The sequence below is a fragment of the Marinobacterium mangrovicola genome (assembly GCF_004339595.1).
Lineage (GTDB): Bacteria > Pseudomonadota > Gammaproteobacteria > Pseudomonadales > Balneatricaceae > Marinobacterium_D > Marinobacterium_D mangrovicola.
Genome location: NZ_SMFU01000008.1, coordinates 861,116 through 883,156 on the forward strand (window position 1 = coordinate 861,116; position 22,041 = coordinate 883,156).

Here is a 22,041-nt window from a genome sequence, read left to right on the forward strand (position 1 = left end):
TCTTCGAAAGTGAGATAATGAGAATCGTTATTAAAACGAAAAGCGTTCGGCAAGACGCTGAACCGGATCTTATTCGATGGAGAACGTAATGCGCGTAGGCAAAATTCTCGCTGCCGGTGCCCTGGTACTGGCAGGTAATGCGGGGCTGGCTCAAGCGGCTGGGCAGCGGGTCATATCTTTCGATCACGGCAGCCTGGATACCCTGGACGCCCTCGGCCTGGGCGATCAGGTCGTAGGCCTGCCGAAACAGGCGCTGCCGGCCTACCTGGAGCATTACAACACCGATAAGTACGTCGATGCCGGTGGTCTCAAAACGCCTGATATCGAAGCGATTAAAGGTAGTGCACCTACGCTGATTCTGGTTACCGGACGTCAGGGCGAAGCGATCAAAACCCTGGAAGAGGTGGGTATCGTTCACAACACCACGCTGCCGGAAGGGGAATACTGGTCGGCGGTCTCCAGCAATGTTATGGCGCTGGCCGACTACTTTGATGCCGCCGACAGCGGCGAGCAGGCGCTGAACGAGCTAAAAGCCTATATCGATGATCGCAAGGCTACGCTGGATCAGTCAGAGACCCTGCTGGTCGTGACACACAACGACGGTAACTTCGGCCTACGGACCGAGCCGGTGGTTTACGATCTGCTTGGCTTCTCCGTGCCCCAGCTGCCGGATGACGTTGAATCTCACACCCGTGGCACCCGCGTATTCACGCCGCTGACCCTGGATAACATTCTTGCCATCGATCCGGATCAGCTGCTGATCGTCGACCGCAGCCAGGCGATTGGCCAGACCGACAAGGCCCTGGATCTGGATAAACTACGCAGCGATCTGAATGCTGCCGGTGGTGATTCCATCGCTATCAACTACCTGACACCGAAACTCTGGTACCTGTCCGGTGGTGGTCTTGAGAGCGTTCGTCTGCAGGTGGATGAAGTCGCTAGCGGACTTTGATGCGAACGACCAGGTGACACGAAAAAGGCCAGCATTTCTGCTGGCCTTTTTCGTATGTTTTATCCAGTCCTGAATAAGGCTTATTGCTGGGAGAATAGACTAAGTTTCTGAGCGCAGATTCTGTTCCCCTTTGACGCAGCCGAGCATCGCAGGCTGAAAGAGAAACAAGGGAAAGGCTGTTTGAACCGCGAAGCGGTGAGTTTCCTTTCCCGCTCTTTCAGACGAGAAGCGCAGGGGAGTCGGCGTAGCCGACCAAGTCTTAGGGGCGGTTTGGGATTATCAAGGGCCTTTCCGCTAAGGCCCTTGATTCGCCAGCAGGCGAAACCTGCATCCAAAAAGTGCGCGAATATCGATGAGCAGAAGGGGGAGTCGGGAAGTTGACTACTAAGCTTACCGCCGCGCCCTCCGCATATTCGTCAGCATCGGGCTGCCGGTGACCGGGTCCGGCATGATCTCGCAATGCACATCGTACAGGTGATAAACCAGGTCCGGGGTCAGGATATCCGCAGGGGCGCCCTGGGTGATGATCTCGCCGTCGCGCATGGCGACCAGATGGTCGGCGTAGCGGCAGGCGCTGAGCAGGTCGTGAACCACCATCGCTATGGTCTTGCCGTGGTCTGCGCTGAGGTGGCGGATCAGTTCGAACACTTCGATCTGGTGGCCCAGGTCCAGGGCTGAGGTGGGTTCATCGAGCAGCAGCATCGGTGTGGCCTGAGCCACCGCCATGGCGATCCAGGCGCGCTGTCGCTGGCCGCCGGAGAGCTCGTCCAGTACGCGGTCTTCCATCCCTTCCAGGTCCGCCGAGCGGATCGCCTTGGCGACGGCGTACTGGTCTTCTTCGGACCACTGGCTGAGCCAGCTCTGGTGTGGCTGACGGCCAAAGCGCACCAGGTCGGATACGGTCATGCCTTCAGGCGCCGTCGTTTCCTGCGGTAGAAGCGCCAGTTTGCGCGCCACCTCACGAGCCGGTTCGCGATGGATATCGCGGCCATCAAGCAGGATGGTGCCTGCCTTGGGTTTGAGTACGCGGCTCAGCGCGTTAAGTAGCGTGGACTTGCCACAGCCGTTGGGGCCGACGATGGCGGTGATTTTGCCGCCGGGAAGTTGCAGGTCCAGTCCATCGATAATCACCCGGTGGCCGTGAGCCACCTCCAGTGCCTTGGCTTCGATAGGGGCGACGTGTTTGCCCAGGTCGATGGTGGGTGAGGTTACAGCATTCATGGCTGGCTCCTGAAAGAGGGGTTTAACAGCATCCAAAGCAGGTAAGGGCTACCGACCACGGCGGTGACTATCCCTACCGGTATTTCCAGTGGTGCCAGCATCATGCGACCGGTCAGGTCCGCCAGCAGCATCAGCAATGCACCGCAGAGTGTTGATGCCAGCAGCGGAACGCCGCGATGCCGACAAAGCGTTCTTGCAAGTTCCGGTCCGATCAGTGCGACGAGGCCGACCGGGCCTGCGACAGCGACAGCTAAACCGGTTAGCAAGACGGAGAGGATCAGACCGTTTCGGCGCACCCGTTTGAGGTTGATCCCCAGGCCAATGCTCACCGCCTCGGACACCTGCACCAGCCGCAGCGAGCTGGCCCAGCGCAGTGCCAGCAGGAGGCAGGGCAGCAGTGCGGCACCGAGCAGCAGAGTTGCCTCCTTGCTCCGTGCGTTCAAGCTGCCTACGGTCCAGGGGAAGGCCGCATTGGCATCATCAATCGCCACGCGGCTGAGCATGAACTGTGTGATGGCGCCACTGATGGCGCCGATGGCGACGCCTGCGATGATAAAGCGGTAGCCGCGGCTGCCGTTGTCACCAGAGAGTCCAAACGCCAGCGCGGTTGCGGTGGCGGCGCCGACCAGTGACATAGCCGGTGGCGCCAGAGCGATACCGGTGCCGATTACCGACGCGACCGCAAAGGCGGTGGCGGCGTTGTCGATACCGATAATACCTGGTGTGGCAAGGCGGTTACGGGCCAGAGTCTGCATCAGGCAGCCCGAGAGCGCAAAGGCGGCGCCGGTGGCGAAGCCCGCCAGTACCCGGTGCAGCCGCAGCTCCTGTACTACCAGTTTATGCAGCGCTGGGCCCTCGCCCCAGAGGGCGGTCCAGACCTCGGCAGGGGAGAGCGACATGCTGCCCATGCAGAGGGAGGCGGTAGCGGCGGCGAGAGTGAGTACAAGCAATGTGAGGTTAACTGCCACGGACCTGCGTGGTACGAGCACAGAAAGTTGTCTTGAACCCAGGCGGCCCTTGAGCAGCCAGTAGCCCCTCGGGGCTGTCGATCCTGGTAGCGTTGAGGATAGGGGCAATTCAGCATTCATCGTATCTTCCTCAAAGCGCAGGCATGCGTTTGCCGCGCACAACCAGCAAAAGCACCGGTGCGCCGATGATCGCCGTCAGGACACCCAGCGGGAGTTCCGCCGGCGAAACGAGAAGGCGTGACAATATATCCGCTACGATGAGGATGATCGGACCGATTGGCAGACAGAGCCACAGGGTACGTCGGATATCGGGGCCTGCGATAGCGCGGGCGATAAAGGGCACAACCAGGCCAACAAAGATGATCGGCCCTGCCATCGCAGTGGCTGCACCCACGAGCAGTGCGACCACCAGCACGGTTATCAAGCGTATACGGCCGGGTTTGTGGCCCAGGCCTTGTGCTGCCCGTTCACCCAGAGATAGTGCCGCCAGGGGGCGGATAACAATCAGCATCAGGATGATAGCCACGGCCAGAGAGGGCAGCAGATGATAGAGGTCGTCCAGGTCACGCCCGGCCACGCTGCCGGTAACCCAGAAGCGGATCTCGTCGGCGCTGCGCTGATCGAACATCAGCAACAGTGAGGTCATCGACAGCAGCAGGCCGGTCAGCGTGGCTCCTGCCAGCACGAGACGAATAGGATCGTTCCCCACGCCCTGAATACGGGCAGCGCTGAGCACAATAAGACACCCGGCGAGGGCTCCGAGCTGGGAGACGTAAACGGTCAGAGTGGCCGCGCTGGCACCGAGCATGAGCATCACCGCGACGGCGAAGGAGCTGCCGGCACTGATGCCGAGCAGGCCAGGTTCGGCCAGTGGATTACGCGACAGGGTTTGCATCAGGGCTCCGGCGCAGCCCAGTGCAGCACCGACCACCAGTGCTACCAGGGTTCGCGGCATTCTTAGCTCAAGCACGATAAAGCGCGCTTCGTCGCTGCCACCACCGAACAGCACTGGCAGTGCATCCGCTGGGGTTACGTCTCCGGCGCCAAGCAGCAGGCTGGCGATACAAATGATAAACAGCAGAAATCCCGCGGCCAGAGGCGGCGGGATTAATCTGTACGGAGGTAAGGACGAAATCATTGCTCTGTCTGTTCGATAACCATTTCCAGTCGGTCGAGGATGGCGTTAGCCGCCATGGGTCCGCTGGTGCTGCTGAACAGCTGACCATCAACTGGCACGACGCGATCGTTTTTGACCACTTCCAGTCGCTGGAACGCCGGTGATTTGCTCGCGGCTTCCACGGCTTCGCGTCCATCTTCATTCAGTGTGGCGAGGAACAGCCAGTCGCCGTCGATCAGAGAGAGTTTCTCGAGGCTAAGCGGTGAGCTGTGGGCACGATTTTCATCGATAATACCGGCAGTCTGCATCTCGAAGCCCAGACTGGCCAGTACATTGGATGCAAACAGTTTATTCGACATCAGCAGTGCGCCCTGGGGCATCCAGCGCGCCAGTGAGGCGTTACGGCCTGTATCCGGCATGCTGGCGTCCAACCGGTCTTTCAGGCCAGTGGCGCGCTCGGCGATATCGTCCAGAACCTTATCCATCTCCTCTTCGCGACCCAGTGCCTTGGCGAACAGTTTGCTCTCTTCTTTCCAGGCGCCTTCCTGTTGGAAAACATTGACCGAGGGGACGATGGTCGGTGCGACGGCGCTAAGCAGTTCATACTGCTCCTCGCTCAGGCGGGAAGAGGCCAGGATCAGGTCTGGCTGCAGTGCGATAACTGATTCCAGATTGGTCTCCCGAGCGGTGCCAACGATGCTGATGCCTTCTACGGAAGGCTGAATGTAACTCGCAACGCTGTCACCCTGTCGGGTTGTAATCGCGCCGACGGGTTTAACACCCAGCGCGACAGCCGCATCAAGTGCTCCCTCGTACAGGGTGATCACGCGCTCGGCGCTGTCATCGACGGTGACGCTGCCGTAACGGGTGTCTAGCTGTACTTCCTCGGCCAGGGTCTGGCTGGCGATCAGGCCAAGCGCCAGAGCACCGGTCATCTGACGTAGCGAGGGGATCAGGGATTTAAGTGACATAGTCTATGTACTCCGTTAACCAGGATAATGTCGGTCTAGCTTTAAAATGTGATGTTTACGGCCAGCCAGTAGCGGCGGCCATCGGCGATGTAGCCGTATTCGTCGTAGTCGATCTCTTCATCAAACAGGTTGTAAACGCCGGCCTTGAGAGTGGCCTGATCATTCAGACGGTAGCCAAGACCTGTATCAACCTGGGTGCTGGACGGTGCCACAATCGAGCTTTGGGAAGGGCCGGTTGTAGGCTGGCTCTCCTTGCCGCGATAGGTCAGACGGGTCCAGTGACTGAGTGATTCGGTGGCCTGCCAGTCAAGGTTTGCCGAGAACAGATGCTTGGGTAACTGGGTCAGTGGTTCGCCTTCGTTTTCGCCGCTCTTCTGCTCTGAGTCGGTGTAGGTGTAACTGGCACTCAGATCCAGACGATCTGTCAAAGCCATATCCAGGCTAAGCTCCACGCCCTGGGTTACCGCTTCGTCCACATTGATTCGGTAGGTGGGGTCTGATCCGAACTGGTTGGTGCCATCGGTACACACATCGGCGGGGCAGGCGATGCGGGTAATCTTGTCGTCAAAGCTGTTATGGAAAACAGTTATCGAAGCATCGACGTTATTAAATCCGTTGTAGTAGAGCGCAATTTCCTTATTTAGAGAGGTTTCCGCTTCCAGATCAGGGTTGCCGTAGATATTGCCGCCACGGCTGACCTGGCCCCAGTCGGGGGTGATTTCACGCAGGTTTGGAGCGCGATAACCTCCTGCGACGCCACCTTTGACGGTCCATTCAGGAGCCAATTGGTAGACGGCATAGAGTCGAGGGCTAATATGATCGCCATAATTGTCGTCGTCGTCCAGACGTGCACCGGCGGTCAGGCTGAGCGAATCTGTCAGCATCCACTCATCTTCGGTAAAGATTGCCCAGCGGCTGCTTTCGATATTTGACAGGTCAGAGATCTGGTTGGTGGTGCCGTCCTCCAGCTCCTCTTTCTCGTAGCTGGCGCCGATGGTTAGGCGATGATCCTGGCCTATGGGGGCCACCAGGCTGGTTTTCGCGGTGGTGTTTGTGATTTCGATTTCGCGGGTTTTGTTCTTGGTGCTTTCGCGCTGGATATGGCTGTCGGTGGTGCCGAAGTTCCAGCGTCCGTTATGGGACAGCGCGAAATGGGTGTTTTTATGCTTGTCGTGGGAGTCGCTGCAGGCGCCGCGACAGCCTTCTTCCGGCAACGACGCGCCCATATGGGCTGTGCGTTCCTGGTCCGTCAGGCCTGCCTCAAACAGAATGTCATGATTTTCGGTGGGCGTAAGCGAGAGCCGGGCGTTAATGTTCTGTAGCTCTTTATCCTCGTTGCCCTCGAGGATCTGGTCCTCTTCACGGTTGTAGAGGCGACCATAAACCTGCAGGCCCAGCTTGTCTTCAACCAACGGTCCTGAAAGGTTGAAGCTGGATTGATAGTAGTTACCCGAATCCTGATCTTCCTGAATAGTGACATCCTGCTGGATACTGCCACCCCACTCATCCTGAACTTTCTTGGTGATGATGTTGATCACACCACCAATGGCGTCAGAACCGTAGAGGGTGGACATGGGGCCACGAACCACTTCAATGCGTTCGATCGAATCCAGCGGCGGCAGCCAGTCGGTTTCAAAGCCTGCGCTGCCGTTGGGACGGCTTTCGCGGCTGGATACGCGCTTGCCATCGACCAGCATGAGGGTATAGCTGGCAGGCATGCCTCGCAGGCTGATGTCGAGACCGCCACTGGCACCACCGCCACCGGTAACGGTGACTCCGGGCGTGCTGCGCAGGGCATCGGTGAGGTCTGAGTAAGCACGTTTTTCCAGCTCTTCACTGGTGATAACGCTGATGGAGGCGGGCGCTGAAGTGACATCCTGTTCGAAGCCGCTGGCGGTAACGACCAGATCGTCGAGTTGAATCGTGTCCTCGGCGTGACCGATTCCGGTGATCAGAGCAAGTCCCAGCGCGACGGTCAGTTGCGACCGAAGCATCCTTGGCTTCGCGGTGTGGGCTTCAGGCATGTCCATCTCCTGTCATTAGCTGAATAAGTGTCAGTCCGTTTAATTAGTGCTAATGATAATGGTTCGTATTTATTTTTGCAGTCTGGTAGAGTAGCACAACCTGTTGCATAAAGTGGAACGTTTTAAGGAGTGAAAATGTTTGGTCTTAAAGAGCTTGAGGCTTTTGCTGCCGTCATGGACAGTCGCAGTCTGACCGACAGCGCCCGCGAACTTTATCTGCCGAAATCGACCATGAGCCGGCGCATCCGGCACCTGGAAACCGCGCTCGGCCAGCGTCTGCTGCGACGTGAGTCGAACCGTCTTATCCCCACTGAAGCGGGGCACCTGTTCTACCAGTACTGCCAGGAGATCCTGAATCTGGCGTCCCAGGGACATTCGGCGCTTGAGGAGCTGAGCCAGGATGTCAGCGGTCGTCTCGATGTCTATTGTCATGACCTGCTGCTGCGTGGCTGGTTCAGTCGTCAGGTGCTGGGTTTTATGGACGCCCATCCGGGGCTTGAGATGCAGCTGCATAGCCAGTTCAACCCGCCGGGCCCGGACATGGTGGAAGGGATCTGCATCTGGGTGGGGTCGGAACCGGATACAGCCCTGCGTTGCGAAAAGCTGGGCGTGCTGCGCCAGGGAATATACGGCCATCCCGATTATCTGGCGCGCCTCGGCGAGATCAGCCACCCCCGAGAGGTAGCGGAGCACGCCTGGGTGGATCTGACCCTGCAGGGCAATCAGGGGATTGAGCTCTGGCATCCCGATGAGGGGTACTATCGTCCGGTCGGTCCCTCCCGGCGCTTTGCCGTGGACAGCGCGCTGATCCAGGTTGATGCCATCGTCAACGGGGGCGGTGTGGGCCTGGTACCGCACTGGACCGTGGAGCTTCGAATGAAGCATCATCCGGGCACGCTCGAGCAGTGTCTGTGTGATTGGCAGGGGCCTTCGCTGGGCGTGTATCTGCTCTATCCCTATGGTCAGCAGCCGCGCCGTGCGCAGGTGTTTCTCGATACGATCCGGCATGCCGTGCCGGAGAACTGGCGTACCTGAGCCGCGCACATATCCCGCGTCGTAAATTGCCAAATTCGCCGCCAGATACGATCCTGAATCATAAAAGCAGAGATGATCGGGGGTATCGGCGGCTATGCTTAACTACCGTTTTCCGCGCAAACAGGCGCTTTTCCTGATTAACGATGTGGTGGGTGTTCCCAAGCCTGCGGGTGATGCGGACCATGACGAACTCGATGCCGAAATGCTGGCGGCTATCTTTGATGAAGCGGCACGCTTTGGCGAAAACCTTCTCGCTCCTTCCAACCGGCAGGGCGATCTGGAGCCGGCTAAGCTCACCCCCGACGGGGTGCAGGAAACCTCCGGCTTTGCCGATATCTACCATCAGTTTTGCGAGGCCGGCTGGCCCTCTCTGGCCGGCGATCCGGAATATGGCGGTCAGGGCCTGCCCAACCTGCTGTCTGTCGCCACCAACGAAATCTGGCAGTCATCCAACCTGGCCTGGGCGCTCTGCCCGCTGCTGACCTCCGGTGTCATAGAAGCTCTGGGCGTTCACGGCACCGAGGAGCTGAAAGCACTCTGGCTTGAGAAAGTCACCAGCGGCGAATGGACCGGCACCATGAACCTGACCGAGCCGGATGCCGGCAGTGATCTGGCTGCGCTGAAAAGCCGCGCTGTACCGCAGGGTGACCATTATCTGATAACTGGGCAGAAGATCTATATCACCTGGGGCGATCACCGGATGGCGGAAAATATAGTGCATCTGGTGCTGGCGCGATTGCCGGATGCCCCCGCTGGCGTAAAAGGTATCTCCCTGTTCCTGGTGCCCAAATACCTGCTCGATGAGCAGGGCAGCCCCAGCAAGCCGAATGATCTGCGTGCGTTGGCGGTGGAGCACAAGATGGGGATCCACGGCAGCCCCACCTGCGTGATGAGCTACGGCGATAACGGCGGTGCGGTAGGCTACCTGGTCGGTGAGCCGCACCAGGGGTTGGCCTGCATGTTTACCATGATGAACAGTGCGCGCCAGGCGGTGGGTCTGCAGGGGCTAGGCATTGCCGAGCGCGCTTACCAGGCGGCGCGGGATTACGCCCGCGAGCGGGTGCAGGGTACTCTGGCCGATGGCAGCCGGGTCACGATTATCAACCACCCGGATGTGCGCCGCATGTTGGCGCAGATGCTGGCTTCCTGCGAGGCAATGCGCGCCTTCGCTTATGAAGCGGCCGCGGAAGTGGACCGCGCCCGCGTGGCGGAGGGCGATGAGCGTAAGAGACGCGAGGCCCGGGTGGCACTGTTTACACCCTTGGTGAAAGGCTGGATGACGGAACTTGCCCAGGAGGTGTGCTCCCTGTCGATGCAGGTACACGGCGGCATGGGCTACATCGAAGAGACGGGCGTCGCTCAGCTATACCGGGATGCTCGTATTCTGCCGATCTACGAGGGCACCACCGGGATTCAGGCGCTGGATCTGATCGGTCGAAAAATTGCGGCGGACCGGGGCGCAGCCCTGGGTGATCTGTTTGCCGAGATCGATGCGGCCATCGACACCTGTACGCTGGCGCCTGCGGTGCTCAGCGATGGTCTGCGTGAAGCGCTGGCGCAGTCTCGACGCTGTGTCGATGGCCTGATGGCGAGGGTCAAGGCCGATCCAGCAGCGCCGGCAGCGGGCAGCGTTAACCTGATGCTGCTGCTTGGTTATCTCTGTGGTGGCTGGATGCTGCTGCGCAGTTCACAGCGCGCGGCAGAGCATGAGCAAAAGGGCGAAGATAAGGCTTTCTGGCAAACCCGGCAGCAGGTGGCCAGTGCGTATGCGGAGCAACTGCTGGGGCGCTGTAGCTCACTGGCACAGGCCGCTGGCGCCGGTTCAACGACATTGATGGCCATCGATGAGGAGCAGTTCTAAGTCACACCAGGGGTGTGTCGCCGGGCCGGGCTAAGAAGCTCTTTGCCCGGCCTCCGCTGCCTGAGTGAGCAGCTGGCTTAATTACCTTCCGCGTCGGCATCCTCGCGCTTGATCACCTTGTGCTGATCTTCGCTGCGACCGCGTTTCCAGTAGCTGGAGATATACAGGCGTTCACGCGGCGGCTGCCAGGTCTCTTTGAAGTGCTGGCGCAGTGCTCTCATGCTGGTGAACTCGCAAGCGGTCCAGATCGAGGGCTCGCCCTCCGGCAGATCCAGTTTGCTGATGTAGTTCAGCAGTGTCTGGTTATCGTCGCGGGGCGAGGGATCTACGACCCAGTGCAGTTTGATGTTCTCGGGGTGTTTCAGCGGCTGGGCATCGTCTTCATGCATGATCGATATCACCGCGTGTCCGCGGGCGTCCTCGGGCAGCTGCTCCAGGTTAACGCTGATAGCGGGCAGGGCGGTCATATCGCCGGCCAGCAGGTGCCAGTCAGCCTCCGGGTTGATCATCTTCTTAGGGCCGGGGCCGCCGACCAGGATACGCTCACCCGGTTGGGTGCTGGCCGCCCAAGTGGCGGCAGGACCTGCGCCCTGAGCGTGTTCAGCGTCGCCGTGCAGGTTGAAGTCCACATCGATCTCGCCGGGGCGTTGATGGCGCACGGTGTAGGTGCGCACCAGCGGCTTCTCACCCTCTGCCTGTGGGAAGAACAGCTTGATATAGGCGCTTTCCTGATCGTCCGGGAACTGGCTCATTCCCTCACCGCCCAGCGTGACGCGGTGCATGTTGGGAGTGATACGGGCGGTGCGGATCACCTCTAGCTCTCTCGGTTCGGGCTTTTTCATATAATTTAACCTGCCTCTTTTTCTGTTGGGCGATGTGTTGGGTCCAGTGCCGCCTGCTCCGTCATACGACCTGCGATCTTTTCAAAGATTTCAATCTCATCCGCTGTCAGCGGGGAGGTCAGGCGTTGGGTGACTGCCTCTTCCACCTGGTCCAGCCGTTCTCGTAGCTGCAGTCCCGCTTCAGTGGGTTCAAGCAGCTGGCTGCGCCGATCCTGCGGATGGGTCACCTTCATGATCAGTCCATTTTTGACTAGCTCACTGACTACCCGGGCAATCTGAGCCCGGTCGCGGCGCATCTGGCTGGCAATATGGTGGGCAGTGCACTCTTCAATGCGGCAAATCCCCTTGAGCACGCGGATATGGGTGATCGGCAGATCGATACCCTGTTCGCGGATGGTTTCCAGCATCAATCGCCGGTAGGCGTGCATCAGTTTATGCAGGGTGTCGCTGAGAGGACGGGGTGACATGGATAGACCTGTTTTTGAAACTCGATATTAGTTGATAAAGTCATCTTATTTTTTATTTGATGATAATGTCAATCATTTGCGCTTTTGGCTCGATATCGGAAGAACCTTTGTCGTGGCCGGCGAGACAGGGCTGAAACGCCCATAGCCCTTGTATGTCGGGGCGCAAAGAGGCGTGAGCTGGGCCGGTGAGCGATTTTGATCACTCTATGTTGTCGAAATCATGTACAGCTTCTGCAAGGGGGTTAGATCGCCCTGTGTTAATATTGACGCAGATCAAAAGTTGTTCAGGAACCATTCTGAACGGCGCTCTTGCAGCATCCTTCTTCGAATTTATAACGCCTGGCCGATTCTCTGGCGGGGCGTCTCTGTATTTACGCTAACAGTCCTATCAGGAGTGCTATCGCGAACCGATTTTTCAATTGATAGTCAGGAAACAACCCATGAATGCATGGTATCTACTCTGCTTGTTATCGGCCTTGGCCGTGCTCATCGCTTACACCAACCAGTATGTTCTGAAACTTCAGACAACGATTGCTATAACCACCGGATCGGTGGTGATCTCCCTGCTTTTAATGCTCTCCTTCAAGCTGATCGGTGACGATCTGGCGACATCCATCACTCATACCCTCGGTAGCCTTAACTTCAACCAGTTACTCCTGAAAGGGATGCTGGGCTTCCTCCTGTTTGCCGGTGCTCTGGAGATCGACCTGCCTGCGTTGCGCAAGCAGCGCTGGGAGATCACCGTGCTGGTGCTGTTCTCGACCCTGCTTTCCACCGTCATCGTCGGCTACCTGGCCTACTGGCTGCTGGGCGCGCTGGGCTGGTCGGTACCGCTGATCTACTGTCTGCTGTTCGGTGCGCTGATCAGCCCTACCGACCCCATCGCCGTGCTGGCGATCATCAAGCAGATGAATGCTCCCCAGGGTATTTCGATTCAGGTAGAGGGGGAGTCTCTGTTTAACGATGGTGTCGGCCTGGTGGTGTTCACCACGATTTTTGCGGTGGCGTTTTCCGGTACCGAGCCTACTGTGGCGGGTGTCGCAGAGCTGTTTTTCAGCGATGCCCTCGGTGGTATCGCGTTCGGTTTTGTGCTGGCGCTAATCGGTCACTTCCTGCTGTGTAACTCCCGTGAGGACGCCAATATCCGTCTGTTGATTACGCTGATGATCCCCTCGGCCGGTTTTGCCCTGGCCAACATGATGGAGATCTCCGGTGCGCTGGCGATGGTGGTGTCCGGTATCTTTATCGGCAACGTCACCCGCGCCAAGGTGGCAGACCCGAATGACCCGAGCAGCTCGCAGTACATCAACAACTTCTGGCACGCCACGGACAGTTTTCTCAACGCACTGCTGTTCCTGCTGATCGGCCTGATGCTGGTGACCATGAACGTGACCCTGGTTGAAGTGGGACTGGGGCTGCTGATGGTGCCGGTTGTGCTGCTGGCGCGCTTTATCAGCGTGGGTATCCCGTTCAGCGTGTTTCGACGCTTCCGTCGTTATGACGTCAACTCGGTGAAAATCCTCACCTGGGGTGGTCTGCGTGGGGGCTTGGCACTGGCCATGGCGGCGTCGATCCCCGATGGCGAAATGGTGGTAAAAGGGGTGGATATTCACAACCTGCTGCTGATCATCACCTATATGGTCGTGATCTTCTCCATCGTAGTCCAGGGGCTGACCATCGCGCCGATGATCCGCAAGAGCATCAAGGCGAACCGCATCGAGGTGCGCAAGGAAAAGGCGGAGCAGCGTTCGGAAAAGCCCGCCTGAGATGAGATCAATGGTTTGCGAGGATGTTCAGTAAAGCAGCGTCCGAGAAAAACGCTAAAGCGAAAAGCCGGGCCGCTCAGCCCGGCTTTTCGCTTTCAGCCCAGGCGCTCAAACACGGTCGCTATCCCCTGTCCCATACCGATACACATGGTCGCCAGGCCCAGCGATGCGTCACGCTGTTCCATCAGGTTGACCAGGGTGGTGCTGATCCGGGCGCCGGAGCAGCCCAGTGGATGCCCGAGGGCGATGGCGCCGCCGTTCAGATTCACCCTGGTGTCGATCTGATCCACTAGCTTCAAGCCGTTGAGTACCGATAGCGCCTGGGCGGCAAATGCCTCGTTCAGCTCGATAATATCCAGGTCGGCGAGTTTCAGGCCCGCGCGTTTTAGCGCCTTTTCGGTGGCCGGCACCGGCCCGTAACCCATGATGGATGGATCGCAGCCCGCTACCGCCATGCTGAGCACGCGGACGCGGGGCTTCAGCCCCAGTTGCTGCGCCTTGTCGGCGGACATCACCAGCAGGGCGGAAGCACCGTCGGAGATCGCTGACGAGCTGCCCGCGGTAATGGTGCCGCCTTTAGGGTTGAATACCGGCTTCAGCGTGGCCAGGGTTTCGACGCTGGTGTCGGGGCGGATCACCTCATCCTGCTCTATCAGAATCTTAAAGCCGCGCTCATCGAGCCCTTCGGTGGCGATGATCTCGTTTTGCCAGCGCCCCTCCAACTGGGCCTGATGGGCCAGCCGGTGCGAGCGGGCGGCAAACTGGTCTTGCTGCTCACGGGAGATGGCGTTCATCTGTCCCAGCAGTTCGGCGGTAAGCCCCATCATCATCGAGGCCTTGGTGACCTGCTTCGATAGCGCCGGGTTGATGTCGATACCGTGATCCATGGCCAAGTGGCCCATATGTTCGACGCCACCGACGATAAAGCAGTCGCCGTTGCCGCTCTGTATCGCCTGGGCGGCGCTGTGCAAAGCGGACATAGACGAGCCGCAGAGGCGGTTGATGGTCTGACCCGCGACGCTGTGAGGCAGGCCCGCCAGCAGGGAGCTGTTGCGGGCAATATTGGCGCCCTGTTCCAGGGTCTGGTTGACGCAGCCCCAGATCACATCCTCGATATTGGCCGGGTCCAGCGCCGGGTTGCGCGCAAGCAGGGCGCGCAGGCAAACAGCGGAGAGTTCTTCGGCGCGCACCTGGCGGAAGGCGCCGCCCTTGGAGCGGCCCATGGGGGTACGCAGGGCATCTACGATCACCACATCGCTGGCTAGAGTGCTCATGCTTTATCCTCCCTGCCGAAATAGGTTTTACCGGCCTTTGCCATCTCCAGCATCTTCTCGGTGGGCTGGTACAGCTTGCCCAGATCGTGAAAGCGTTCAGCCAGGCGGCAGACGTTGTCGAGCCCCTGTTGATCCAGGTAGTAAAGCGCGCCGCCCCGAAACGGCGGAAAGCCGATGCCGTAGATCAGCGCCATATCCGCTTCTGCCGGGGAGCCAACGATTCCCTCCTCAAGGCAGCGCACGGTCTCGATACAGAGCGGCAACATCATTCGGGCGATGATCTCCTCGTCGCTGAATTCCCGCGGTGTGCCGGTCAGATCGCCAAGCAGGGCGGGCAGTTCATCATCCACCAGCTTTTTCGGCTTGCCCTTGCGGTCGGGTTCGTAGCGGTAAAAGCCCTGGCCGCTTTTCTGCCCCAGCCTGCCCAGCTTGAATAACCGCTCGATAGCGGTCTCACCGCTATGAGCCATGCGGTCCGGGTAACCCGCAGCCAGCACCGCATCGGCGTGACAGGCGGTGTCGATGCCGATCACATCCAGCAGGTAGGCCGGGCCCATGGGCCAGCCAAAGGCCTCCATCACCTGGTCGATCTGGCGATAGTCGGCGCCATCGTTCAGCAGTGAGGAAAAGCCGATGAAGTAGGGGAAGAGTATGCGGTTGACCAGAAACCCCGGGCAGTCGTTAACCACAATGGGTGTTTTGCCCAGCGCCTTGGCGTAGGCGACAGTCTGGGCAATGGCACGGTCAGAACTCTGTTTGCCGCGAATCACCTCGACCAGCGGCATGCGGTGTACCGGGTTGAAAAAGTGCATGCCGCAGAAATTTTCCGGATGCTTAAGCGCGCCGGCCAGATCGGTGATCGATATGGTGGAGGTGTTGGACGCCAGGATCGCCCCCTCGGGCAGCTGTTCTTCTACCTCGGCGAGCACGCTTTTTTTAACCTTTGGATTCTCCACCACCGCTTCAACTGCCAGATCCACGGTGTTGAAGTCGCCAAAACTCAGGGTGGCGCGGATATTATTCAGCGCTTTCGACAGCGTCAGGCTGTCTATCTTGCCACGCTCCAATTGTTGGTTGAGCAGCTTCGTAGCCTCATCGAGCCCCAGTTGTAGCGCCTCTTCGTTGATATCTTTCATCAATACCTTGGTGCCTCGCGTTGCACTCTGGTAGGCGATGCCGCCTCCCATGATGCCGGCACCGATGACCGCCGCCCGGCTCACAGGTGGCGCGTTTTTCTCATAGTGTCGGGTGATTTTCTTCACACCCTGTTCTTTAAGGAAAAGGCCAATAAGCGCCGCCGTAGTGGGGTGAGTCGCGACCTTTGGAAGCTCGGCGGTTTCCACTTCCAGCGCCGCATCACGTGATAGGGAAGCCTGTTTCTGGATTGTCTTCAGCGCTGCAAGCGGGGCGGGGTAATGGGGGCCCGCCTTGGCGCCTATTAAACCCTTGGCGGATTCAAACGCGAGAGTTTGTTCCAGCGCTGACAGTTTGATCGACTGAAGTTTTTCAGTGCGGCGAGCCCGAAAGTCGAACCTGCCGGAGATGCACTCCTCCAGCAGAGCGATAGCGGCATCGTGGAGTAGCTCCGGTTCCACCAGCGTATCCAACACGCCCACCGCCAGAGCATCGGCCGCCGAATATTGGCGTGCGCCGCAGATCCACTCGATGGCGTTATCCAGACCAATCAACCGCGGCAGCCTGACCGTGCCGCCCCAGCCCGGGAAAATACCTAGCTTCACTTCGGGAAAGCCGATTTTGGCTGAGCTATCCCCGACCCGGTAATCGCAACTAAGTGTCAGCTCCAGCCCGCCACCTAATGCCGCACCGTTTATGGCGGCAACGGTGGGGAAGGGTAGGTCCTCTATGGCGTTGAATAACCCTTGGGTTGCGCTGGTCAGCTTACGGATTGCGGCCTCGCCCGCGGCAAAGGCGGGCAGAAACTCTGTGACATCGGCGCCGACGATAAAACTCTCTTTATCGCTGCGCACCAGCAGACCCGTCACTCCAGGTTCAGCTTCTAGCGCAGTGATCGCTTCATTTAACTCGGCGAGGGTGGCCTGGTTAAGCGTGTTGACGCTCTGGTCGCCGCTGAATATGAGTTCGTGGATGCCCGCGTCGAGCGCCCTGAGTTGGACCGAATGACCTGCCATCAGCATGCTGGCCTCCTTGGTTGTGAAGCGGGGTGACTTGTTATTTATCCCCGATATTCACCAGTTTAGAAGATGAATCGGTTCCAACAATGGTTAGGGATATTGTCGACGCCAGCTTCCTGATCGGAAGTGTTCCATTTTTCGGCATGGCTTGTGCCACGCTTTAAACTATTGATTACGAATAATAACGATTATCATTAACTAAATCTTGTATTTCAGTTGTTGCACGTTTGTTGAAAGGTGATGAAGTTGAACCACAAAGAAACTAACTCAGTAGATCCGGTACTTTGGCGTCGGGTGCAAAAAAGTGCGTTGCAAAGAGGCGTATGCGGCCTCGGTCTGGCGGTCAGTGCGTCGATGGCCTGGGCGGCAGAGCCGGTGCAACTGGATGAGATGGTTGTTTCTGCGGCAGGTTACGAGCAGGAAGTGGTTGATGCCCCGGCATCTATCAGCGTTATCACCCGTGAAGACCTCGAAAAGCGTCCGTTCAAGGATGTCACCGATGCCCTGTCCGACGTGCCGGGTGTGGTCGTTACCGGCGGTGGCTCCAGCGCCGATATCTCCATGCGCGGTATGGGCGGTAAATACACGCTGATCCTGATCGATGGCAAGCGCCAGAGCACCCGTGAAACCCGCCCGAACAGCGATGGTCCCGGTATCGAGCAGGGCTGGATTCCGCCCCTTTCAGCCATTGAACGCATCGAAGTGGTGCGTGGCCCCATGTCATCGCTGTATGGCTCAGATGCGCTGGGCGGGGTAATCAACATCATCACCCGCAAAGTGGCTCCGGAGTGGGGTGGTGAAATCAGCGCCGAAACGATTCTGCAGGAAGATGACGATTCCGGCGATGAGCGTCGCACCAACTTCTACGTTAACGGCCCGATGATCAACGACAAGCTGGGCCTACAGGTTTACGGCCAGTATTCTGAGCGTGATGAGGATGAGATCCTCAACGGCTACAGCGATCAGAGCAACGGCAACATCAACGGTAAAATGACCTGGATGCTGTCCAAGGATCAGACGCTGAAGTTTGAAGCGGGCCACTCACGCCAGCGTCGCGCCACCAATCCGGGTAAATCCTCACCCACCAGCGGTCGTGGCAGCGATCCTACCGATGTGGTTTACGAGCGCGACAACTTCGGCCTCACCCATGAGTTCAGCAGCGATATCGGTCAGCACGATACCTACTACACCTATGACGAGACCGATAACCCCACCCGCGACATGAATTATCAGGAGCAGGTGCTCAACCACAAATCGGTATTTAACCTGACCAACCAGGTGCTCACGATCGGCGCCCAGTACGACAAGCAGGAACTCACCGATGGCGGTAACCAGACCGGCACCATGCAGGACCTGACACGCTGGCAGATGGCGCTATTTGCCGAAGACGAGTACTTCCTGACAGATAGCCTGGCGATCACTACCGGCCTGCGTTACAACCGCGACGAGAACTACGGCAGCGCCTGGACTCCGCGTATCTACGGTGTCTGGCATGTTGATGATCAGTGGACACTGAAAGGTGGTATCAGCTCCGGTTATCGTTCACCGGATCTGCGTCAGGCCACCGATGGCTGGGGGCAGGCCACTGGCGGCCGCGGCGGCAACGCGGTGATCGTGGGTAACTCGGATCTGGAAGCGGAAAAAAGCGTGACCGGTGAGATCGGGGTGAACTGGCAGAACTACGAGGGTGTTCAGCTGGGGCTGACGGTCTACCACACCACCTACGAAGACAAGATCACCGAAGATCGCTACTGCGATGTGAGTAACGGTGATGCTTCCTGCGTATACATGGGGCACGACTACGACTTTATCAGCACCCGTTACAACGTGGATGAAGTGGTAATGCGCGGTGTTGAAGCCACTGCCAGCCTGCCGCTGACCGACACTCTGGAGCTGGGCGCCAACTACACCTACACCGACTCCGAGCAGCGCTCCGGTGACTTCAAGGGCGAACCGCTGAACCGCCTGCCCAAGCATATGTTTAACGCCAGCCTGGACTGGACACCGAGCTACGAGCTCAACGTCTGGAGTCGCCTCAACTTCCGTGGTCGCTCGTCGGAAGGCCTGAGCCGCACCAGCATGGTTGAAGAAGTGCCGAGCTACACCTTTGTCGACGTCGGTCTGCGTTACCGTCTGACCGATAGCACCACCTTCTATACCGGGGTTTATAACCTGCTGGATAAAGACGTGTACTACGACAAGTACAACAAGGTGCTCGATGGCCGTCGTTACCAGGCCAAGATTCAGTACAACTTCTAAGGTAGTCCTTCAGTAATTACTTTTTTAGCCACCCTTGCGGGTGGCTTTTTTTTGTCTGAAAAAACTCCAGCCAATTTGCTGCAGGCCGGTAGTGCTGGTATATCCACTCTGGCTGTATGAGAATTGGAACCGTTGATCGGCCGAAGCAATATCGCCCGCTTTATCTGGCCGTCAGGGACGAAGTTCAAACAAGGAAAGGTTTATATGAAGATGCATCTCGCGCTCGCTGGCGCAATCCTTCTGGCAGGCTGCACAAACACGGTGGAGACCATAGACGGAGCAGCTACTCAGGAAATGGAGTTCAGCGTTGGTCCCGAAAGAGTCGATTGCATAGGTGTTGGTCCGATGAAGTGCCTGGTTGTGAATGGCTCGATGTTCTACGACAAAATACAGGGCTTTGAGTACGAAGAAGGCTACCAGTACCGGTTGAAAGTAGCGCGTAGTGAAAGGGAAAATCCTCCCGCGGATGCCAGCCGTTACGAATATCAGTTGATCGAGATAACCAGCAAACTACAGGTCATGCCCTGATAACCTGTTGCCCCAGGCTGGCTCAGTGCTCTAACCCATTCGCTAAGAGCCAGCGATTCATTTAATACACAGCGCACGGCAGTGCATCCTCAGATCTGTTTGATTTTTTCCTCCCCAGTGGATGTTCGATAGCCTATTTGGGCATGCTATAGCTACCCGATAGGTAACACCTATTCCATCTATAGCGAGATGAAAATTCCATCTCGGCCATGAGCTGCTAACTTGAAGTCATCCGAAACGCACTGGGCCGCGTAGTTTCCAGGTCAGTGTGTTGATACAAGCCGCAGGCTAAACAGGGTCGTTGAAAATCTCAATTAAAGAGATAAACCGAGAGAGGTGGGAAAGATGGATCATAACAACAGCTCAGCCGGCAAATGTCCCGTGATGCATGGGGGCAACACGGCGAGCGGTCATTCGAATACCGATTGGTGGCCGGAATCACTGAACCTCGACATTCTGCATCAGCATGACAGCAAGACTGACCCGATGGGTCAGGATTTCGATTACAGCGAAGAGGTACGCAAGCTCGATTTCGACGCGCTGAAAAAAGATATGCACGATCTGATGACCGATAGCCAGGAGTGGTGGCCGGCTGACTGGGGCCATTACGGCGGTTTGATGATCCGCATGGCCTGGCACGCGGCGGGCAGCTACCGTATCGCTGATGGTCGTGGAGGCGGCGGTACCGGCAATCAGCGTTTTGCGCCGCTGAACTCCTGGCCTGATAACGTAAGTCTCGACAAGGCCCGTCGTCTGCTCTGGCCGATCAAGAAAAAGTACGGCAACAAGGTTAGCTGGGCTGATCTGATTATTCTGGCCGGTAACGCCGCCTATGAATCCATGGGACTGAAAACTTTCGGCTTCTCCTTTGGCCGCAAGGATATCTGGCATCCGGAAAAAGACACCTACTGGGGCGCAGAGAAAGAGTGGCTGGCGCCTTCCGATGAGCGTTATGGCGATGTGGCCAAGCCGGACACCATGGAAAATCCGCTGGCTGCGGTACAGATGGGGCTTATCTATGTAAACCCTGAAGGGGTGAATGGTCATCCCGATCCGTTGAAGACCGCCGAGCAGGTCCGCGAGACCTTTGCCCGCATGGCGATGGATGATGAGGAAACCGTAGCGCTTACCGTGGGCGGACATACCGTGGGTAAGTGTCACGGTAATGGTGATGCCGACGCGCTCGGCCCCGAGCCGGAAGCGGCCGACGTGGAAGAGCAGGGCCTTGGCTGGAAGAACCCCAATAAAACCGGTAAAGGGCGTTATGCCATCACCTCCGGTATTGAAGGGGCCTGGACCAGCAACCCGACCCGGTTTGATATGGGCTACTTCGACATGCTGCTTGACCATGAGTGGGAGCTGAAGAAAAGCCCTGCCGGTGCCAACCAGTGGGAGCCGGTGGATATCAAAGAGGAAGATAAACCGGTTGATGTAGAAGATCCCTCCATCCGTTACAACCCGATCATGACTGACGCCGATATGGCGATGAAGATGGACCCGGCCTACCGGGAGATTCTCGAAGGCTATCGCAAGGATCCGGCCCGCTTCCAGGATGCATTTGCTCGTGCCTGGTTCAAGCTGACCCACCGCGATATGGGGCCGAAATCCCGTTATATCGGTCCGGAAGTACCGGCCGAAGACCTGATCTGGCAGGATCCGGTGCCGGCAGGCAGCACCGCATACACCGAAGAGGTGGTGCGCGAACATATCGAACACTCGGGGTTATCGATCAGTGAAATGGTCAGCGTGGCCTGGGACAGCGCCCGTACCTTCCGTGGCTCCGATATGCGCGGTGGTGCCAACGGCGCACATATCCGCCTGGAGCCGCAGCGCAGCTGGGAGGGTAATGAACCAGAGAAACTGGACAAGGTGCTGGCGATCTACGCTGATATTTCAGCGAAAACAGGGGCTAGTATTGCCGATATCATCGTGCTGGCCGGTAGCGTCGCTATCGAGAAGGCCGCCGAAGCGGCGGGCTACGATATTCGTGTACCGTTCAAGAAAGGGCGCGGCGATGCCAGCGAAGACCAGACTGATGCGGACTCCTTTGCACCGCTGGAGCCACTGACCGATGGTTTCCGTAACTGGCAGAAGAAGGACTACGTCGTTAAGCCGGAAGAGATGCTGCTGGATCGCGCTCAGTTGATGGGGCTGACTGCACCGGAAATGACCGTGCTGATCGGTGGTATGCGTGTTCTCGGCACTAACTATGGCGGTACCAGTCATGGCGTGTTTACTGATCGCGAAGGCCAGTTAACCAATGACTTCTTCGTCAACCTGACCGATATGGCCTACACTTGGAAGCCGGCGGGCAAGAACCTCTATGAGATTCGTGACCGCAAGACCGATGCGGTGAAGTGGACCGCGACCCGGATCGACCTGGTGTTCGGCTCCAACTCGATCCTGCGCTCTTACGCCGAGGTGTACGCCCAGGACGATAACCAGGAGAAGTTCGTCAACGACTTCGTTAAAGCCTGGACCAAGGTGATGAACGCGGATCGGTTCGATCTCGACTGAGGGCCAGTAGGTCTGGCAATGAAAAGAGCCACCGTCGCAGGACGATGGCTCTTTCTTTTTCTGCTCAAATTACCGCGCATCGGGAA

16 protein-coding genes are annotated in these 22,041 nt (G+C 58.2%); 7 read left to right on the forward strand and 9 right to left on the reverse strand.

The genetic code is table 11. From position 1 onward, the window contains the following. The first annotated feature begins 88 nt into the window (after positions 1-88). Positions 89-952, forward strand: a complete 864-nt coding sequence (locus CLV83_RS12190; protein WP_132292498.1) for an ABC transporter substrate-binding protein — start codon at positions 89-91, stop codon at positions 950-952. A gap of 390 nt (positions 953-1,342) precedes the next feature. On the opposite strand, the gene CLV83_RS12195 is transcribed toward CLV83_RS12190, so the two are convergent. From CLV83_RS12195 to CLV83_RS12215, 5 genes are all read right to left on the reverse strand, one after another. After that, on the reverse strand, positions 1,343-2,173 hold the full coding sequence (locus CLV83_RS12195; protein ID WP_132292501.1) for an ABC transporter ATP-binding protein: 831 nt from the start codon (positions 2,171-2,173) through the stop codon (positions 1,343-1,345). After that, positions 2,170-3,141, reverse strand: a complete 972-nt coding sequence (locus CLV83_RS12200; protein ID WP_341540378.1) for a FecCD family ABC transporter permease — start codon at positions 3,139-3,141, stop codon at positions 2,170-2,172. The genes CLV83_RS12195 and CLV83_RS12200 overlap by 4 nt, the downstream gene beginning before the upstream one ends. A gap of 130 nt (positions 3,142-3,271) precedes the next feature. Further along, complete coding sequence (locus CLV83_RS12205) at positions 3,272-4,279, reverse strand: FecCD family ABC transporter permease (protein ID WP_132292507.1); 1,008 nt, start codon at positions 4,277-4,279, stop codon at positions 3,272-3,274. Next, a complete protein-coding gene (locus CLV83_RS12210; RefSeq protein ID WP_132292510.1) occupies positions 4,276-5,229 on the reverse strand; it encodes an ABC transporter substrate-binding protein in 954 nt (317 codons plus the stop codon). Before CLV83_RS12210 ends, CLV83_RS12205 begins: the two co-directional genes overlap by 4 nt. 41 nt (positions 5,230-5,270) lie before the next feature. Continuing rightward, complete coding sequence (locus tag CLV83_RS12215) at positions 5,271-7,253, reverse strand: ligand-gated channel protein (protein WP_424399123.1); 1,983 nt, start codon at positions 7,251-7,253, stop codon at positions 5,271-5,273. 135 nt (positions 7,254-7,388) lie between these two features. Here CLV83_RS12215 and CLV83_RS12220 point away from each other — a divergent pair, with 135 nt between their 5' ends. Together CLV83_RS12220 and CLV83_RS12225 are read left to right on the forward strand one after the other, a co-directional pair. Beyond that, positions 7,389-8,288: a LysR family transcriptional regulator gene (locus CLV83_RS12220; RefSeq protein ID WP_132292513.1), complete on the forward strand. Its 900-nt coding sequence runs from the start codon at positions 7,389-7,391 to the stop codon at positions 8,286-8,288. 94 nt (positions 8,289-8,382) lie between these two features. Next, the gene (locus CLV83_RS12225) at positions 8,383-10,149 is read left to right on the forward strand and encodes an acyl-CoA dehydrogenase family protein (RefSeq protein WP_132292516.1); all 1,767 of its coding nucleotides are present in this window, start codon (positions 8,383-8,385) and stop codon (positions 10,147-10,149) included. Between the two features lie 77 nt (positions 10,150-10,226). Here the strand turns inward: CLV83_RS12225 and CLV83_RS12230 are convergent, their stop codons facing one another. Continuing rightward, positions 10,227-10,991, reverse strand: a complete 765-nt coding sequence (locus tag CLV83_RS12230; RefSeq protein ID WP_132292519.1) for a siderophore-interacting protein — start codon at positions 10,989-10,991, stop codon at positions 10,227-10,229. A 5-nt stretch (positions 10,992-10,996) separates the two neighbouring features. After that, positions 10,997-11,458 carry a MarR family winged helix-turn-helix transcriptional regulator gene (locus CLV83_RS12235; RefSeq protein WP_132292522.1) on the reverse strand — a complete coding sequence of 154 codons (462 nt, stop codon included), beginning with the start codon at positions 11,456-11,458 and terminating at the stop codon, positions 10,997-10,999. Positions 11,459-11,898: 440 nt separating this feature from the next. On the opposite strand from CLV83_RS12235, the gene CLV83_RS12240 reads away from it, so the two are divergent. Beyond that, positions 11,899-13,224 (forward strand): cation:proton antiporter, encoded by a 1,326-nt coding sequence (locus CLV83_RS12240; protein WP_132292525.1) that lies wholly within the window; start codon positions 11,899-11,901, stop codon positions 13,222-13,224. Between the two features lie 95 nt (positions 13,225-13,319). Here the strand turns inward: CLV83_RS12240 and fadA are convergent, their stop codons facing one another. Both fadA and fadB read right to left on the reverse strand, forming a co-directional pair. Beyond that, positions 13,320-14,498, reverse strand: a complete 1,179-nt coding sequence (gene fadA, locus CLV83_RS12245) for an acetyl-CoA C-acyltransferase FadA (RefSeq protein WP_132292528.1) — start codon at positions 14,496-14,498, stop codon at positions 13,320-13,322. Beyond that, positions 14,495-16,654 (reverse strand): fatty acid oxidation complex subunit alpha FadB, encoded by a 2,160-nt coding sequence (gene fadB / locus CLV83_RS12250; protein ID WP_132292531.1) that lies wholly within the window; start codon positions 16,652-16,654, stop codon positions 14,495-14,497. The genes fadA and fadB overlap by 4 nt, the downstream gene beginning before the upstream one ends. Before the next feature lie 243 nt (positions 16,655-16,897). On the opposite strand from fadB, the gene CLV83_RS12255 reads away from it, so the two are divergent. The 3 genes from CLV83_RS12255 to katG all read left to right on the forward strand — a co-directional run bounded on the left by CLV83_RS12255 (position 16,898) and on the right by katG (position 21,955). Further along, on the forward strand, positions 16,898-18,910 hold the full coding sequence (locus CLV83_RS12255) for a TonB-dependent receptor domain-containing protein (RefSeq protein ID WP_243642374.1): 2,013 nt from the start codon (positions 16,898-16,900) through the stop codon (positions 18,908-18,910). 204 nt (positions 18,911-19,114) lie between these two features. After that, complete coding sequence (locus CLV83_RS12260) at positions 19,115-19,438, forward strand: DUF4377 domain-containing protein (RefSeq protein WP_132292747.1); 324 nt, start codon at positions 19,115-19,117, stop codon at positions 19,436-19,438. A gap of 345 nt (positions 19,439-19,783) precedes the next feature. Further along, on the forward strand, positions 19,784-21,955 hold the full coding sequence (gene katG / locus CLV83_RS12265; RefSeq protein ID WP_132292537.1) for a catalase/peroxidase HPI: 2,172 nt from the start codon (positions 19,784-19,786) through the stop codon (positions 21,953-21,955). The last annotated feature ends 86 nt before the right edge of the window (positions 21,956-22,041 follow it).

Excerpts from the sequence above, each read along its gene's own strand:
- CLV83_RS12190 (WP_132292498.1), top strand. The coding sequence starts at position 89 with ATGCGCGTAGGCAAAATTCTCGCTGCCGGTGCCCTGGTACTGGCAGGT.
- CLV83_RS12195 (WP_132292501.1), bottom strand. The coding sequence starts at position 2,173 with ATGAATGCTGTAACCTCACCCACCATCGACCTGGGCAAACACGTCGCC.
- CLV83_RS12205 (WP_132292507.1), bottom strand. The coding sequence starts at position 4,279 with ATGATTTCGTCCTTACCTCCGTACAGATTAATCCCGCCGCCTCTGGCC.
- CLV83_RS12210 (WP_132292510.1), bottom strand. The coding sequence starts at position 5,229 with ATGTCACTTAAATCCCTGATCCCCTCGCTACGTCAGATGACCGGTGCT.
- CLV83_RS12215 (WP_424399123.1), bottom strand. The coding sequence starts at position 7,253 with ATGCCTGAAGCCCACACCGCGAAGCCAAGGATGCTTCGGTCGCAACTG.
- CLV83_RS12220 (WP_132292513.1), top strand. The coding sequence starts at position 7,389 with ATGTTTGGTCTTAAAGAGCTTGAGGCTTTTGCTGCCGTCATGGACAGT.
- CLV83_RS12225 (WP_132292516.1), top strand. The coding sequence starts at position 8,383 with ATGCTTAACTACCGTTTTCCGCGCAAACAGGCGCTTTTCCTGATTAAC.
- CLV83_RS12230 (WP_132292519.1), bottom strand. The coding sequence starts at position 10,991 with ATGAAAAAGCCCGAACCGAGAGAGCTAGAGGTGATCCGCACCGCCCGT.
- CLV83_RS12235 (WP_132292522.1), bottom strand. The coding sequence starts at position 11,458 with ATGTCACCCCGTCCTCTCAGCGACACCCTGCATAAACTGATGCACGCC.
- CLV83_RS12240 (WP_132292525.1), top strand. The coding sequence starts at position 11,899 with ATGAATGCATGGTATCTACTCTGCTTGTTATCGGCCTTGGCCGTGCTC.
- fadA (WP_132292528.1), bottom strand. The coding sequence starts at position 14,498 with ATGAGCACTCTAGCCAGCGATGTGGTGATCGTAGATGCCCTGCGTACC.
- fadB (WP_132292531.1), bottom strand. The coding sequence starts at position 16,654 with ATGCTGATGGCAGGTCATTCGGTCCAACTCAGGGCGCTCGACGCGGGC.
- CLV83_RS12260 (WP_132292747.1), top strand. The coding sequence starts at position 19,115 with ATGAAGATGCATCTCGCGCTCGCTGGCGCAATCCTTCTGGCAGGCTGC.
- katG (WP_132292537.1), top strand. The coding sequence starts at position 19,784 with ATGGATCATAACAACAGCTCAGCCGGCAAATGTCCCGTGATGCATGGG.